The following is a 15,762-nucleotide window of genomic DNA, read 5'->3' as shown; positions in this document are numbered from 1 at the left end:
AACGAGCTCGGGTTGCACTTGCCCCCAACCTTGGACCACCTGGGTCTAGATATTTCCGGCTTTGATCAGATTGGTGGGCGGGTTTCACCTTCTGATTTATGAGCATGATCGGTGACTTATGTCATCCAAAGATCTTTGATATGTTGTGGTCTCAGGCTTCGGCGATGCAATCGATTTCGACGTCAAACGGCAGCGGCCAAGGGGCAACTGCAACAAAGGATCGGACAGGATGATTGTCTGGAAAAAACTCTTTGTATACTTCGTTAACCGGGCCAAAGTATGCGGTATCCGTCACATAAATCGTTATTTTAATAACTTTTTCTAGTTTAGATCCAGCACCTTCTAGGGCAGCCTTCATGATGCTAAGCACGGCAGTGGTTTGTTCTTTCAAGTCGCCTTGAACAATTTCCTGCTTTTCCAAATCCATAGGCGGAATGCCGCAGCTGTAAAGCATGTCCTTGCTGCGCACGAGCAAAGATGTGGGTGTGTTAAGTTTTGCCAACGCTGCGTTCAGGTGTGGCAGATCAATGATCTCTTTCATAAAGCCTCTTTAGCGAGAAATGCGTCCGCTGCGTTCGGTTTCTAGTTTGCTTACATAGCTTTCAAGAAACAGGCAGATGACGAGGTAAATGAGCCCCACAAACAGGTAGAGCTCGCGATAATATCCCTGCCAATCCCCATCAAACAGACTGGACCGTGCCGCGCCTAAGAGATCGAATAAACCGATGATGATCAGCAGAGAGGTGTTTTTGACAAATGCGATGGCAATGTTCGCCAAGGGCTGCATCGAATTTGCAATTACTTGTGGTAGGATAATCAGCCTTTGGCGCTTCCAGTAACCCACGCCCAACGCAGCCGCGGCTTCATCTTGTCCTTTGGGCAACGCCTCAAGGGCGCCACGAAGGGCTTCGGCAAAATAGGCAGCGGTCAGAAACGTTAAGCCAAGAGCAGCGCGTAATAGTTTGTCGATCATCATGCCTTGCGGCATTAAAAGCGGTACAATGGCAAAAGTCATAAAGACCAAAGTGATGGCGGGAATGCCCCGGATGACGTCTACATACAGTCGGCAAGGGATGCGAAATAGGGGGTTCTCGGAAGCACCTCCGAGCATGATGAGTATGCCCAGCGGGAAGGATGCACCAAGCCCGGCCAGAGTTACAATCAAAGTGATCGGAAGGCCGCCCCAGCGGGTGTTGGCGACGACCGGCAAGCCCAATATACCGCCGCGCATTAAGAGCAACCCGACAATAAATGCAACGCACAAGCACAGAATGACCTGTTTTATGCTTCGTGGGCGTTGGTAGGCATAGGCTGCAATCAAAGTAAGTAAGGCCATGAACACCATTGGGCGCCATATTTCGGCTGTTGGGTATGCGCCAAAGACAATCAAGTTCAGCTTAACCCCTAGAAATGCCCAGCATGCCCCGCCATTGACGCGACAATCCTCAGAGGTGCCGACCCATGTGGCATCTAGGAGCAACCAATTGATCAAGCCGGGGCCTGCGAACACGGCAATAAAAATAAGTAGAATCGAGATTATTGTACGAATTTTATCGCCAAACAAAGCTACGTTGAGTTTTTGAGGCAATGAAAGAGTATGGTTACCATTCATAGCGGGCCTCCAAAACCTGAGAGCATTTGGTGATGATCACGTTGATCGTCACATAGGCGAGCATATAGATAGCAATCATTTCAATGGCCTGTCCGGTTTGGTTCATGGCTGTGTTGCCCACTGACACAAGGTCAGGATAGCCAACAGCCACACCCAGAGAGCTGTTTTTCACAAGGTTCAGCAATTCGGAAACGATTGAGGGCAGCGCAATTCGTGTGGCTTGCGGAAGAACGACGAGACGGAAAGATTGGCCGCGTGTTAGGCCAAGTGCCGCAGCCGCTTCGCCTTGTCCAGAGGCAACGGCCATAACGGCACCGCGCAAGGTTTCGGCGATATAGGTGCCCGTGTAGATTGATAAACCGATGAAAAGCGTCATGAACTCAGGTGATAGAACGCCGCCGCCTTTGATCGCAAAGCGCCCAATTTCGGGCATATTGAGATGGCCAATGCCTGTGGTTGCTGCAAGGGGAACGACACCAAGGCCTATCGACCAGCCTATAATGCTAAATAGGCGTGTCTTGGCACCACGGCTACGTAACCGCGCGCCATAGATGAGCGTGAATACTAGGATGGCGAGTGCGAGTAGGAAGACCAATCCGAGGGCTAAATCTGGGGTCGGATAGTTCAGGCCACGGTTGCTAAGATATACACCTGGGAGCAACGTTAACCGATCTCGGATCGCCGGGAGGCTGATCGTAAAAATCCCAAACCAGAAGAAAAGTTGTAACAGCAGCGGCGTATTGCGCACGGTTTTGATATAAAACTTGGCAATTCGGTTGGCGGTCGAATGGCCGGACAGCATTGCTCCTGCCGCTAGAAGGCCTAGGGCGAGAGCGGCGAAAATTGATGATACTGCAACTTTGAGGGTGTTGCTGAACCCGGCAAGCAGCGCACGGCCGTAGCTTGCGTCGCCATCATAAGGGATCAAGGATTCACCGATGTCATAACCCGCGCGGTTGCTCAAGAAACCAAATCCGGTGTTGATTCCCATCAGTTCGAGACGATGTTGAACCATTGAGGCCACGAGCCAAAGCAATGCGACGACTGTTCCAATGGTAAATACCTGAATGGTAAGGTGACGCATTCTTTCGCGACGAAAACTAGGGTTCATAATGTCCTCGGAAGCCCATAAAAAAGGCCCGCCAAACCGAAGTCCAGCGAGCCAGGGGAGTTAACTTTAGAAGAGTGGAGAGTACATAAGGCCGCCATCTGACCATAGGGCATTCTGGCCACGTTCTAGACCCAACGGAGAGTCTTTGCCGACGTTACGGTCAAAGATTTCGCTGTAGTTTCCGACGGTTGAGATGACATTGTAGATCCAGTCATCTTCAAGGCCGATCAATTCACCGACGCCAGGGTTCGCACCTAAGAAGGACTGTAATTCAGCGCTGTCACTTGCTTTCATTTCTTCAACATTCGCCTGTGTCACGCCGAGTTCTTCAGCTGTCAAAAGCGCGTATGATGTCCACTTAACGACGTTTTCAAATGCTTTGTCGTCCGCGCGGACAACAGGGCCTAATGGTGATTTTGCCAAGATATTTGGCAGAACGGTGTACGCACTTGGATCGTCAGATGTCAGACGTACGACGGCCAATTGTGATAGGTCGCTGGTGATTACGTCGCAACGGCCGCTAAAGAAGGCAGAGAAGAACTCGGTTCCGCTTTCGATGACCACTGGAGTAAAGGAAATACCCATGTCAGTGAAATGATTGCGGATTACGTATTCACTGGTTGTGCCTTGCTGAATACAAACAGTTGCGCCGTCGAGCTCTTTGCTGTCGCTTACTCCTAGATCGGATTTAATCAGCAAACCTTGGCCATCATAAAAGTTGAAGGCTGGGAAAGTCAGGCCAAGAGATGCATCACGTGCAAGAGTCATGGTCGAGTTTTGCGCCAGCACGTCGATTTCGCCGTTTTGCAGAGATGTAAAGCGGGCCTGAGCGGATAGGGGTACCCATTTTACTTTAGGTTCACCAAGAATCGCTGTGGCGATGGCGCGACAATAATCAGGATCAAGCCCTTGCCATTCACCTGCTTCGTCTGGCGCGCCAAAGCCTACTAGGCCTGTGTGTACACCGCATGTGAGCTCGCCTCGCTCTTTAATAGTTTCAATCATATCGGCTTGTGCAATTGTCGCAGCGCTCGCAAGTGCGACGACAGATGCGCCGAGGGTTAGGACAGTTTTCATCTTAGTGACCTCCATGTCGTTGTCGTTTTTTATATCGTATACGATTCATCCTGCGAAAGTGGGTGAACCCTGTCAACTGTTGAATTATTTCGGATTTATTCCAACAATAGGTATACGATATGTTTGCTCTGTCGTGGTTGTTCGCTCTATTATGCGATTGTTAGCGAGTGCGCTAAAAGCCTGAATGCTTGTTAGGAGCTATTAATTGACAACCCCAAATGTTGCAGAAAATGCTGTATTGCCAAAGCCTTACAGTGAGTCTCATGAAATTTCATTTGAGGACCTTTTCGCGAGCATGGAGTTGGGGGAAGAGACTGCCCCACAGATGGCTGTAAAAGTGCTGCAGGAGGCCATCGTTACTGGTGTTCTGCCAAGCGGAGCATCAATTAAGCAAGATGTGATCGCTGAAAAATTAGGCACAAGCAAGATTCCTGTACGGGAAGCGCTGCGCGAGCTCGAAGGGCAAGGGCTTGTGAATTTCTATCGCAATAGGGGATTCGTTGTTTCGCAGACCTCAGCAGATGAAATGCTGGAGGCTTTTAAGTTGCGCCGAATGCTTGAACTGTTTGCTGTACGCGAGTCTGTCCCACTTTCAACCGATGCACACTGCGAAGAGATTGACGCGATCATCAGGGATTTCGAATTGATCACAGATGTTACTGTCTCAAGCCACTGGAATCTGAAATTTCACCTTGCTCTATATGCGCCAGCGCGCATGGCGCATTTAAATCGCATGATCAAGCGGGCCCATACGATCGCGCATCGATACACACACATATATATGCGTGCTCATCATGCGACGATTGACTCTCAGGATGAACACCGTTCGATTTTGAAGGCTTATAAGGACCAAGACGTCGAATTGGCAGTCACTCTAATGGACAGTCACATTTCGGTTGCATCGAACGAATACGCGGCCTTTTTGAAAGACTACCTAGAATAGGTTGCTGCGCACAAAACGGTCTCTAGTGTCCGTCGTCAGTTTTTGGGACCAAGAGCGGTCTAACCTAAGAGAGACTTTGGCTCATCTGGTTGGTTTGATTATGCGGCTTTCTGGCGGCGATGCGAGCGTCGCGCTTCGAGTGTCTTTCGTTTGATCCTTTCGCGTTGTTGTAGAATGGCTTTGTCACGCCCGAAGTAGACTTCGGCAGGTGTGATGTTGTTGATGCTTTCGTGATATCGCTGATGATTGTAATGGTCGATGAAGGCTGCAATCTGCGCCTAGAGATCACTCGGCAGGGAGTAGTTTTCATCTTTCAGATTTCCCCTATGGCCGAATTATAGACATGTGTTTTGGCTAAAGTTTTAGAATACAAAGCAATAGTTCAATTACGTAAAATAAATCGCGAATGGTCAATGCGCGGGTAAAAGATACACTTTGGAAATAAGCTATTGTTAGTGAATAGTTTTCTGCTCTCTCCAAGCTCGCAGAGTATTTTTTGAATGAATGGGGCTTAAGAAACCCGGGTATTGCGAAGATAAAATTGCAGAAGAATCGAGTCTCCAGATGGTTTTCGGAACCAAATTGGCTTCAAAATAGCCCGATAAACTGTGATGTGAATTGCCCGATTTCTTTACATTGGCTCTAGATTATGAGCCAAGCGCTTCATTATAAACAAAAAAATCAAATATTTAAGATAGCTCATTTCATTTTGATCCAGATTACAAGCTACCAAATTCAGACGTTATGATTTTAATATTGACGAATGTCGGATTGCGCCGCTATTCTCGTATTGCAAAATAAAAGTTTTGTAATATAAAACTAAATGAAGTTCACTAAACAGGGAACACAAAATGATCAAGAAAACATCCACAACTATTTTGGCCGCAGCGATTGCCGCAGTTTCCGGTACGGCTGCAATGGCTGAAGAGCTGACAGTTGCGTACTTCCTAGAATGGCCAATGCCAATGATGGCAGCAAAAGCTACCGGTGCTTATGAAGAAGCATTGGGCATGAAAGTGAACTGGGTTTCTTTTGAAACCGGCACAGCGATGAGCGCGGCTATGGCATCCGGTGATGTTCAGATCGCTGTGTCTCAAGGTCTGCCTCCTTTCGTTGTTGCGACATCGGGTGGCCAAGACCTTCAAATTATCGACGTTGCGGTAAGCTATTCTGATAACGACAACTGCGTTGTTTCCTCCTCCCTGGAAATCGACAAAGACTCTGCTGGCGAGCTGGCCGGTAAAAAAGTTGCCGTTCCTCTCGGCACAGCTGCTCACTACGGCTTCCTGCGTCAGATGGCTCACTTCGGTGTTCCAGTAGACTCACTGCAGGTTGTGGACATGGCGCCACCAGAAGGTGCAGCAGCACTGAGCCAAGGCGCAGTTGACTTTGCTTGCGGTTACGGCGGTGGCTTGGGTCGTATGAAAGAGCACGGCAACGTACTTTTGACTGGCGACGAAAAAGAAGAGCTGGGCATCTTGGTATTTGATGTGACGTCTTCCCCTGCGTCCTTCATCGCGGAAAATGGCGACATCGTTGCTAAGTTCCTTGAAGTGACAGCTGAAGCCAACAAAACTTGGGCCGCTGACCAAGGCGACGAGCTGCTCAAAGTGATTGCTGACGAGGCGGGCCTGGATCTGGCTGCTGCGCGCGCTGCAATCAGCACAATGAAAATGCCTACTGTTGAAGAGCAGCTTTCAGGCAAATGGTTGGGCGGCAACGTTCAAACATTCATGAAGGGTGTTGCAGAAGTATTTGTTGAAGCGGGTTCAATCGACGCGTCTCTCGACAACTACGAATCTGCCGTAAACACTGGTCCACTGATGGCCGTACAAGGCATGTAAGCCAGACTTGGCGCGAGGGTCACCTCGCGCCAATCCTGCTGCGCCCGAGGATGGCACAGCCCCTTTCACAAAAAAAATAGGTGGGGAATGACTGGACTTTCGATCCAAAATTTATCCATGCGATTTGATCTGCCCGATGGCGGTGCAGTTCAAGCTTTGCAGGATGTCTCTCTGGACCTCAAAGCCGGAGAGCTATTAAGCGTACTGGGCCCTTCGGGCTGCGGTAAGACAACTTTGCTTAATATCGTCGCTGGCTTTTTGGCTCCAACCGGTGGTCAAATGACTCTCAACGGTAACACAATTGCCGGTCCAAGCGCAGACCGCGGCATGGTTTTTCAAAAAGGTGCTCTTTTTGAATGGATGTCGGTGCGTGACAACGTCAGCTTCGGCCCACGTATGCAGGGTCAGCGCGAGTCTGATTACCTGGAAGAGGTTGATCACTTGCTTGAGGTCGTTGGCCTGCAGGATTTCAAAGAAAAAGCTATCTACGAACTCTCAGGTGGCATGCAGCAGCGTGTTGCGCTGGCGCGGTGCTTGGCCAACCACCCAGATGTCATTTTGATGGATGAACCTCTGGGCGCACTTGACGCGCTTACCCGCGAAAAGATGCAATCCCTGGTTCTGAAGCTTTGGAAAGAAACCGGCAAAACTATCATTCTCATCACGCACTCGGTCGAAGAAGCCTTGTTGTTGGGTGAACGTCTGGTGGTGATGGCACCACGCCCTGGCCGTATTCACAAAGAGTACCGTCTTCCGTTCGCCGATCTCGGCGTTGACGCGGATCTACGCGAAGTCAAAAAACATCCTGACTTTGGCGTGAAGCGCGAAGAAATTCTCAGCATGATCTGGGACATGGAAGAAGAAATCATGGGCCGCTCGGAGGATTCAAAATGATTCCACTCCTGATTTATATCGCCGTGTTTGTTGGCTCCTTCTACTTGGTGACCAAACTCCAAGGCGCAGGTATCCGTGACTATACCTCTTTGAAAACTGTGACATTCGGCGACGAAAGTGCCGTACGTCCAAACCGTATCGCTGGCTTTGTCTCTATCGCCACGATCTTCCTGATCTGGGGCATCTTTACTGGCTCAGGTCTCTTGCCAAAATTCTTGCACGCGCCAGCACCATTCGAGGGCGTTGCGGAATTCACCTATACGGTTCAAGCCGAAGATGGCTCATCTGATGACGCCTTGGTTCGGGTTGTTGTGCATCCACGTGACCAATCTGCAGACTCACCTGTTGTGCCTGAAGGTGACGGCTTTGCGAAAAACGACGCAGCCGTTGTTGCGCAATGGCGCACCATTTTAATCCCTTGGGACAAAAATGACGCGGTGACACGTAAGGATGGAGCCAAGATCGTTGCCATCAATGGTCAGCCTGTCACCCCTGGCGATACGGTGAATACTGATTTTGGTCCCGTGACTTTGTCTGACAAAGGTACGCCAAACTTTGCCCCTGATCGCGGCATGCAAATGGAGCCTCTCTATTTGCCGGCACCTGAAACTGTTTGGGTCCGTACTGTGAAAATCTTCAAAGAAGGTTTCCGCAACTTCTCGATCTGGGAACACCTTGGTTTCTCTCTTTATCGCGTTATTCTGGGTTTTGTACTTGGTGCGATTGTTGGCGTACCGCTTGGCTATGCCATGGGTCTGAGCAACTGGTTCCGCGGCTGGTTTGATCCAATCGTTGAGTTCATGCGCCCTGTGCCTCCGTTGGCCCTGATCCCACTTGTTATCATTTGGGCAGGCATCGGCGAGTCTGGTAAGATCATCCTGCTGTTCCTGGCAGCGCTTTGGATTATGGCGATCGCGGCTCGGTCGGGTGTGTCAGGTGTGAACATCAGTAAAGTTCATGCAGCATATTCGCTGGGTGCAAGCAAATGGCAAATCATGCGCCATGTTATCATTCCAAACTCTCTGCCAGAGATCTTTACAGGGGCCCGTGTTGCGATGGGCGTTTGTTGGGGCACTGTTGTTGCAGCCGAACTTGTGGCTGCGGAACAAGGCGCCGGTATGATGATCATGACAGCTTCGAAATTCCAAAACACCGACATCGTGATCATGGGCATCGTGCTCATCGGTGTCATCGGTTTCGGCATCGACATGCTGATGCGTTGGGCTGAGCGTCACCTCGTTCCCTGGAAAGGCAAAAGTTAAGCCCATTCCTCTGGCGTGCCTCCCTTCCGCTCGCCAGAGGGCCCTAGATTTTGCGCCTGGATTTTCAGGCGTTCGCCGGACCGGCGACATCTCGGCGGTCCAATCTTTAACCAAAGTGCAAACTGAGATTTTGCAGAACGATATGAGCATGGAATGACAGCCAACAGCTTCACCCCTCAAAGCATTGACGAGGTCCACTGGCGCAGAACAGCCGCCGAACGACCGAATGCAAGGGTTTTAGATGAGGATATTGAAGTCGATTTCGCAATCGTCGGAGGAGGACTGACGGGTTGTCGAACAGCGATAGGTCTAGCGGAAGCTGGAGCAAAAGTTGCAGTACTGGACGCAATGGAAATTGGTTGGGGAGCGTCCGGCCGCAGCGGTGGGCAATGTAACCCAATTTGGCGCGCGACGCCGGATGAACTCATTAAGAAATTTGGTGCATCTCAGGCCGAGCGCCTGATAGATACAACCCTTGGATCAGCGGACGCGCTATTTGCCGACATCAAAAAATATGATGTAGATTGTGACGCCGAACAGAATGGCTGGGTCCAAGCAGCACATTGTAAATCCACCAAGAAACGGTTGATCAATCTGGGCGAGGCCTGGAAATCAGCTGGCGCTCCGATTGAATTCCTGGATCGAGAACAAACCCAAAAGGTCAGTGGCTCTCCTGAATATGGATTTTCACTGTTCCACGCCAAAGGTGGTCACGTACAACCGCTGTCTTTGACATATGGCTACGCGCGTGCTGCTGAACGTCTGGGCGCTGAGTTGTTTGAAAACAGCAAAGTCACCAGCATGAAACCGATGGGTGACAAATGGGAAGTCAAAACCGCCAAAGGTAAAGTTATTGCGAAGCAGGTGATCCTGACTACCAATGCATATACCAATGGTCTGTGGCCCGGATTACAGCAAACTATCTTCCCAATGGTCAGCATTGCGATTGCGACCGAGCCGCTGTCTGCTGAACTCCAGGAACAGGTTCTTCCAAACGCGGTGACCATCGCTGACACACGTCGCGCAATCTATTTCGCAAGATATGATCGCGATCGCCGTCTGATTTTCGGCTGCGTCGGCAGTACAGATCAAGCCTCTGCGCTTGGCGGGATTGGCCGCCTGCGCAACGGGCTGCACCGTGTGTTCCCGCAGCTTAAGCAATCCGTTATCGAAACAGCCTGGGCAGGCCGGATCGCTGTAACGACCGAAATGATGCCGCATCTGCACGAACCCGCTCCTGGAGTGCTTTCTGCGATTGGCTTCAGCGGGCGTGGCATCGCTATGACGTCCGTAATGGGGCGCACCTTGGCGCGCAAAGCTATGGGAGCAGGGGACGACACGCTGCCATTCCCAGTAACACCCGTCAGCCCAATTCCGTTTCATTGGGGGACAAAGCAACTACTCCCACTCGGAGCGCCTGCGATGTCGTTTCGCGACAAGCTGGATACACTCTTCGATCCGCTTTGATCCCCTCGGCGTGAACACTCGGTTGTTCACCCGTCACTAATCGTCGACCAAACTAGGGCGACAGCGTGCTGGCTTCACTCCCGTGGGCCAGTGCGCATTTTTCTTACAAAGAAGGATAGCGCGATGAGCTTCATCAAATTCAAGGATCAGAACCCAATTGCTGTTGAAAAGGACATCAAGGATGACATCTTGGATGGTGATCCAAAGCAGTTTTCGTGGCTGATGTACAACGGCCACCAGGAATCCATCCGCTCCGGTATCTGGGACAGCACAGCCGGTAAATTCACCGCAGTCATGGATGGTATCGTCGAGTTTTGTCACATCCTTGAGGGTGGCGCGACCATCAAAACTGGGGACGGAAACTCATACGACGTTCAAGCTGGTGATGCGTTCGTTATGAATGCCGGTCTTGAAACAGAATGGACTGTTGACGACTACATCAAAAAACACTTTGTCATTATTTCGGTTGAAAACCTGCCGGCAAACGACGGCTAAAAATGACTCTATTTACCGCGCAGGGTCGCAAGATCAGGCGCGGTTCCACCTATTAGATTGGTTACGCGGTCTGCGGAGGCGCGTAATTCACCCGACCATGAGGTCAGATCTTTGAAAGTGTGCAGCGAATCGACTGTCCAGAGGTTAATCACGGCAATCGGCTCACACATGTAGTTGAAGATGGGAGCTGAAATTCCCATGAAATGCTCGTACTCTTCGCGATCATTTCGCGCATATCCCTGCTCACGTACTTCTTGTAATGCCTCGAAAAATGTCTCTGAGTTGTCGATCGTGCGGTCAGTGAATTTTTCGAATTCGTAGCCATCGAGTTTGGATTGAATCATCTTGTCCGGCAAAAATGCCAGCAAGGCCTTACCAGAAGCAGAGCAATGGATAGGTTCTCGCATCCCAGGTCGTTGTATTGGTCCCATAGAACGCCGAGATTCCAACACTCTCAAGTAAACGACTTCCATTCCGTTGGGCAGGCCGATCGTTACATTACCGTCAAACAGGCTTTGCAAACGCATCATTTCGTCGAGCGCCACAGCTTGGATATCATACCCGCTGTACGCATTCCGTACGAGGTCAAAGATCTTAGGCCCGACAAAATAAACCTTTCGATGCTCGTCAAATGTGATCAATCGTTCTTCTGTACAAATCGTCAAGAGCCGATGGATTGTGCTTTTGTTTAACCCACTTTTCGTAACCAATTCTGAAAAGGTAAGCGGTTTTCGGGTCTCACTGATGATGGTGAGTAGGGCTAATAACTTTGTAACAATCGAGCTTTGCATTCCACTGACCTATTTCATTTCCAACGTTGCATCAAGAAGGCGCGAACACCTGATTGACATGGCAAAAAATTTCGCATATCCATAATACGATACTTTTGTTTCGAAATACGAAACTAGCATAGGGTGCAAGAAAAGCAAGAAAAACCTGATCCAACATATTGGGTGATCTTTCGCTTCATTGCCTGCAGAGGAACCGCAATGAAAAAAATCATGAACGATGCCGTCAACTATGTTGACGAAACACTCGAAGGTCTGGAAGTCGCGCATCCTGACGTATTCAAAATTGATGGCGAAACACGCCGTATGCTTCGCAAACCTGTCGCGAGTACCGATCGCGTAGGCGTTGTATCTGGCGGCGGCTTTGGCCACTTGCCAATCTTCGCAGGCTATGTAGGCGACGGCCTTCTCGATGCCTGTGCGGTTGGTGACGTATTCGCCTCCCCGGACATGAACCCAATGCTGGAGTCCATCAAATCTGCGGACACGGGCCAAGGCGTTCTGTGCATCGTTGGCAACTATGGCGGCGACAAGATGAACTTTGCTATGGCGTGCGAATTCGCCGAGATGGAAGACATCACTGCCCGCCAAATCATCGTGAACGACGATGTTGCAAGCGCTGGCGTGGACGAAATTGAAAAGCGGCGCGGTGTTGCCGGTCTCGTATATGTCGTCAAAATTGCTGGGGCAGCGGCGCAGGCTGGTAAGTCTCTGGACGAAGTCTATGAATGCGCTGACCGCGCGCGTCAGAATATTCGCACAATGGGCGTGGCGCTTGGGTCATGCATCGTTCCTCAGGCAGGCAAACCAACTTTTGAGATCGCCGATGACGAGATCGAAATCGGTATGGGCATCCATGGCGAGCCTGGTGTTTGGCGTGGCAAAAACAAACCAGCAGACGAATTGGCTGCAGAACTGCTTGCGAAGCTGACAGATGAGTTGGCGCTCAACACAGGCGATCGTGTGTCCGTCCTGGTCAACGGCCTTGGCGCCACCCCGTCTGAAGAACTTTATATTCTGTTCCGTGCCGTGAACCGGATCCTGTCCGACAAGGGCATCCAAATTGTTCAACCACTGGTCGGTAACTACGCCACATCCATGGAAATGGCGGGCGCGTCGATTTCTGTGATGAAACTTGATGATGAATTGGAGCAGCTTCTTGCTGCGCCAGCGAACAATCCATTCTGGGGGAAATAAACGTGGGAATGACGACAGAAACCCTGCGCACTGGCATCGCAAAAATTGCCGCGCAGGTTGAGCCTATGGGCGCTCATCTGAACGAACTTGATGGCCGTCTGGGAGATGGTGATCTTGGTGTTACCATGGTGAATGGTTTCAACAATATCGCTTCGATCTCTGATGACCTGCCTGAAGACTTCGGCATGGCCTGCATGGAATGCGCCAAAGCGATGACCAAAGTATCTGGTTCTTCTTTCGGGACGCTGATGGGCATTTCATTGATGGCTGTCGCAAAGCAGACCAAAGGCGAGACTGAGATCGACTGGGAGCGTTTACCAGAGCTGCTTCAAGCGGCATTGGATGCCATGATCGCTCGGGGTGGTGCAAGCATCGGTGATAAGACCATGTTGGACTCTTTGACTGCGGTTATCGCCGCAACAGCGGGAAAATCCACTGCCGATGCCTCCCTTTCAGCCGCAGTGGAAGCCGCAGATTCGGCACTGAAAGAATTCCATGATCAGCCCTGCAAAATTGGCCGAGCGCGTATCTTCGGGGACAAAACCAAAGGCATGGATGATCCGGGCATGGTGGCTATCAAGTCTATGATTGATTGCTTCGCGTAAACTGTTTAACGCCTTGCTGCCCTCTTGGATCGAGAGGGCAGCACTTTACTATTCTAACCGACCCCAGCCAGTTTTTCGAATTGGTTGCCCCTGATGGGGACGGTTGTGTGAAACGCAGGTTTGAGTAGGCAGCTTACCGACGGAATGTTTTGTGGTGCCAGCACAGACAACGACTTCGATTGAAATAGTTGCTTAGAACCAATTTTCCGATCTTGAAGTCGCATTTATCGTGGAAACGCTGCGGTTTGCAAACCAAGTCGCCACTCGCGCAGAATTTGGTTGGAAGTTTATCTCTGATCAACCGGGGCTTGTGCATAGCAGAACCGGTATGATCGTTCGCACTGAACCCCTGGTTTTCAATCACAACCTTCCAGAGATGCTCTTGATCGCAGAGGGGACAAAACAGAAACCGCCAGCTGGATAAAACGATTGCGCGCAATGCAGTGCGCCGGAAAGCAAGTCGTGCTTCTGTCGGACTCAGCCACTTCGTATATCAAATTGTTGAAGTTGGACCTGTCCCGCTTTCGTGCCGCCACATGTGCTCGTTTAAGCCACTTTCCGTTCGAAAGCGACGTGGCTTTTCCAGCCCAATGCTGAGTGTCGGTGGCGCGGATTGTAAAAGCCGTTGATGTATTCGAAGATGGCTATCCCAGTCTTGTGCCGCGTTTCCCAAGGATGCCGCCAGATCAGTTCCGCTTCGATGGATTTGAAGGACGTTTCACCGCTGCGTCATCATAGCAATTCCCTTTGCCGCTCATCGACGCCTTGAACCCATGCTGGTGTAGAATTCTCTGATAATCATGAGAACAGTTTGCGATCCGCGATCTGTGTGATGGATGTAGCCTTTGGGCGATGCCCTGAATGCAGGTCCAGGATGACAGCCAAATACAGCCACCCCTCACGCGTCCAAATGTAGCTGATATTGCCTGCCCATTTCTGGTTTGGTTGGTCGGCAATGAAGTTCCGATTCAGCAGGGTCGGCGCATTGTTGAACTTGTGGTCGCTGTCCGTCGTCACCTTGTGTTTGCGGGTTCTGACATCGGATATGCCGTCTGTCGCATGAGCCTGTCAACGCGTCGGTGCCCAATATCCAGGCCGATCTCTTTCAGCTCTTCTGTCATCCGCGGCCTGCCACTCTCATTGAATGCAAGCATTCAACTGCCGTGCAGTGCATAGCTGCCCAGGCTGAGACGTGAATGCTCCTTAATATTGGCCAACGCCAAGATCATCAGCCACCTGTTTGCGTGTCAGCCCACTGGTCAGCGCTATACGCACCGCATCTTGCCGAAATTCACCCGTCCGTTTCAGTCCCTTAGTCAGTCTCCTTTGTTGCAGTAAATGCTATCAAAGGAGCGGCATCAAACCGCGACATTCAGCAAAGCTTTTTCAATCATAGACCCACTCTATTTGCACCAAGGCCACAATCGGTATTCGTTGTTCACAATAAAAGACCAACAGGAGAGCCAACGAATGAAAACCTCATTTAGACTGATAAAAACCCATGCCTTTGCGGCCTGTGCGATGTTTCTTACCCCCTTAGCGGCTGTCGCCGACGATGTTTCAATTCGTCTTGGGCACGTTCTGCCAGAGAGCCATAGCTGGCATATCGCGACTACGGGATTTGCTGAAGAGGTCACAACACGTACCGAAGGCCGAGTTCAGATCGAAGTGTTTCCATCTGGGCAATTGGGCAGCGAGAAAGAAGTTATTGAAGGCTTGCAGTTCGGCTCTGTCCAAGCCGGTCTGATCGGCGCAGGTTCGTTTCAAGGGGTCGAACCACGTATGGGCATTATTGAGATGCCATACGCTTGGGGAGCGCGTGAACAAGCGTTCGCTGCGTTGGACGGAGAATTGGGCGATGCGCTTGAAGGTATGCTCGAACCAAAGGGCCTTAAGGTTATTGGTTGGTGGGAAACGGGCTTCCGCAATATCACCAACAATGTACGCCCTGTAGAAAAGCCAGCTGACCTGGCGGGCATAAAGATCCGCGTAACGCCTGACAAAGTACGGCTTGCTACTTTTGAAGGCCTTGGCGCAGAACCCGCACCACTGTCGTTTGGTGAGCTCTATTCCGCGCTTCAGCAGGGTCTGTTTGACGCTCAGGAAAATCCGCTTGCGATTATCTATGCAGCGTCTTTCTTTGAAGTGCAGAAGTATGTGTCCAAGTCTGAGCACATCTGGGGTGCTGCGACTTTGACAGTATCAAAATCTGTCTGGGAAAAGATGTCAGCTGAAGATCAGGCGATCGTTTCCGACGCCGCTACTAGCTGGGGCCTGAAGCAACGTGACATGGTAGCAGCAGCCGATGCTGAGCTCGTTGCCAAACTGGAAGCCAAAGGCATGGTATTCAACGAAGTTGACAAAACCGCCTTTATTGAAGCTGTCGCACCGATCTGGGAAAGCCAGAAAGATGTCTACGGCGAAGACTTGCTGGCCATTCTGAACACATACCGGAAATGAGTCCACG

14 protein-coding genes and 2 pseudogenes are annotated in these 15,762 nt (G+C 50.7%); 9 read left to right on the top strand and 7 right to left on the bottom strand.

Features of this window, described 5'->3' with window-relative positions; genetic code table 11:
- Positions 1–151: 151 nt before the first annotated feature.
- The 4 genes from Q4544_RS12185 to Q4544_RS12170 form a co-directional block, all read right to left on the bottom strand.
- Positions 152–541 (bottom strand): RidA family protein, encoded by a 390-nt coding sequence (locus tag Q4544_RS12185; RefSeq protein ID WP_303506654.1) that lies wholly within the window; start codon positions 539–541, stop codon positions 152–154.
- 9 nt (positions 542–550) lie between these two features.
- Positions 551–1,612 (bottom strand): amino acid ABC transporter permease, encoded by a 1,062-nt coding sequence (locus tag Q4544_RS12180; RefSeq protein WP_303506653.1) that lies wholly within the window; start codon positions 1,610–1,612, stop codon positions 551–553.
- Positions 1,602–2,696 carry an amino acid ABC transporter permease gene (locus tag Q4544_RS12175; protein ID WP_303506652.1) on the bottom strand — a complete coding sequence of 365 codons (1,095 nt, stop codon included), beginning with the start codon at positions 2,694–2,696 and terminating at the stop codon, positions 1,602–1,604. Before Q4544_RS12175 ends, Q4544_RS12180 begins: the two co-directional genes overlap by 11 nt.
- 93 nt (positions 2,697–2,789) lie before the next feature.
- Positions 2,790–3,800, bottom strand: a complete 1,011-nt coding sequence (locus Q4544_RS12170; protein WP_303506651.1) for an amino acid ABC transporter substrate-binding protein — start codon at positions 3,798–3,800, stop codon at positions 2,790–2,792.
- Positions 3,801–4,005: 205 nt separating this feature from the next.
- On the opposite strand from Q4544_RS12170, the gene Q4544_RS12165 reads away from it, so the two are divergent.
- Positions 4,006–4,743, top strand: a complete 738-nt coding sequence (locus Q4544_RS12165; protein ID WP_303506649.1) for a GntR family transcriptional regulator — start codon at positions 4,006–4,008, stop codon at positions 4,741–4,743.
- Between the two features lie 98 nt (positions 4,744–4,841).
- On the opposite strand, the pseudogene Q4544_RS12160 reads toward Q4544_RS12165, so the two are convergent.
- A pseudogene (locus tag Q4544_RS12160) lies at positions 4,842–5,051 on the bottom strand (integrase core domain-containing protein); the annotation flags it as partial.
- Positions 5,052–5,594: 543 nt separating this feature from the next.
- Here Q4544_RS12160 and Q4544_RS12155 point away from each other — a divergent pair.
- From Q4544_RS12155 to Q4544_RS12135, 5 genes are all read left to right on the top strand, one after another.
- Positions 5,595–6,587, top strand: coding sequence for an ABC transporter substrate-binding protein (locus Q4544_RS12155; protein ID WP_303506647.1), 993 nt, complete (start codon positions 5,595–5,597; stop codon positions 6,585–6,587).
- A gap of 87 nt (positions 6,588–6,674) precedes the next feature.
- Positions 6,675–7,481 (top strand): taurine ABC transporter ATP-binding protein, encoded by an 807-nt coding sequence (locus Q4544_RS12150; RefSeq protein WP_303506644.1) that lies wholly within the window; start codon positions 6,675–6,677, stop codon positions 7,479–7,481.
- Positions 7,478–8,743 (top strand): ABC transporter permease, encoded by a 1,266-nt coding sequence (locus tag Q4544_RS12145; protein ID WP_303506643.1) that lies wholly within the window; start codon positions 7,478–7,480, stop codon positions 8,741–8,743. Before Q4544_RS12150 ends, Q4544_RS12145 begins: the two co-directional genes overlap by 4 nt.
- Before the next feature lie 153 nt (positions 8,744–8,896).
- Complete coding sequence (locus tag Q4544_RS12140; RefSeq protein ID WP_303506642.1) at positions 8,897–10,210, top strand: FAD-binding oxidoreductase; 1,314 nt, start codon at positions 8,897–8,899, stop codon at positions 10,208–10,210.
- A 123-nt stretch (positions 10,211–10,333) separates the two neighbouring features.
- A complete protein-coding gene (locus Q4544_RS12135) occupies positions 10,334–10,705 on the top strand; it encodes a cupin domain-containing protein (protein WP_303506640.1) in 372 nt (123 codons plus the stop codon).
- An 8-nt stretch (positions 10,706–10,713) separates the two neighbouring features.
- Here Q4544_RS12135 and Q4544_RS12130 read toward each other — a convergent pair whose 3' ends face one another.
- Complete coding sequence (locus tag Q4544_RS12130; RefSeq protein ID WP_303506638.1) at positions 10,714–11,496, bottom strand: IclR family transcriptional regulator; 783 nt, start codon at positions 11,494–11,496, stop codon at positions 10,714–10,716.
- Positions 11,497–11,694: 198 nt separating this feature from the next.
- Here Q4544_RS12130 and Q4544_RS12125 point away from each other — a divergent pair, with 198 nt between their 5' ends.
- On the top strand, positions 11,695–12,690 hold the full coding sequence (locus Q4544_RS12125; protein WP_303506636.1) for a dihydroxyacetone kinase subunit DhaK: 996 nt from the start codon (positions 11,695–11,697) through the stop codon (positions 12,688–12,690).
- Positions 12,691–12,698: 8 nt separating this feature from the next.
- Positions 12,699–13,295 carry a dihydroxyacetone kinase subunit L gene (locus Q4544_RS12120; protein ID WP_303506634.1) on the top strand — a complete coding sequence of 199 codons (597 nt, stop codon included), beginning with the start codon at positions 12,699–12,701 and terminating at the stop codon, positions 13,293–13,295.
- A gap of 546 nt (positions 13,296–13,841) precedes the next feature.
- Here Q4544_RS12120 and Q4544_RS12115 read toward each other — a convergent pair.
- A pseudogene (locus Q4544_RS12115) lies at positions 13,842–14,521 on the bottom strand (IS3 family transposase); the annotation flags it as partial.
- Positions 14,522–14,765: 244 nt separating this feature from the next.
- On the opposite strand from Q4544_RS12115, the gene dctP reads away from it, so the two are divergent.
- A complete protein-coding gene (gene dctP / locus Q4544_RS12110; RefSeq protein ID WP_303506632.1) occupies positions 14,766–15,755 on the top strand; it encodes a TRAP transporter substrate-binding protein DctP in 990 nt (329 codons plus the stop codon).
- Positions 15,756–15,762 lie beyond the last annotated feature (7 nt).

Origin of the sequence: Cognatishimia sp. 1_MG-2023, from assembly GCF_030548175.1 — a bacterium.
Classification (GTDB): domain Bacteria; phylum Pseudomonadota; class Alphaproteobacteria; order Rhodobacterales; family Rhodobacteraceae; genus Cognatishimia.
This window is presented reverse-complemented; position numbering and strand designations above follow the sequence as displayed.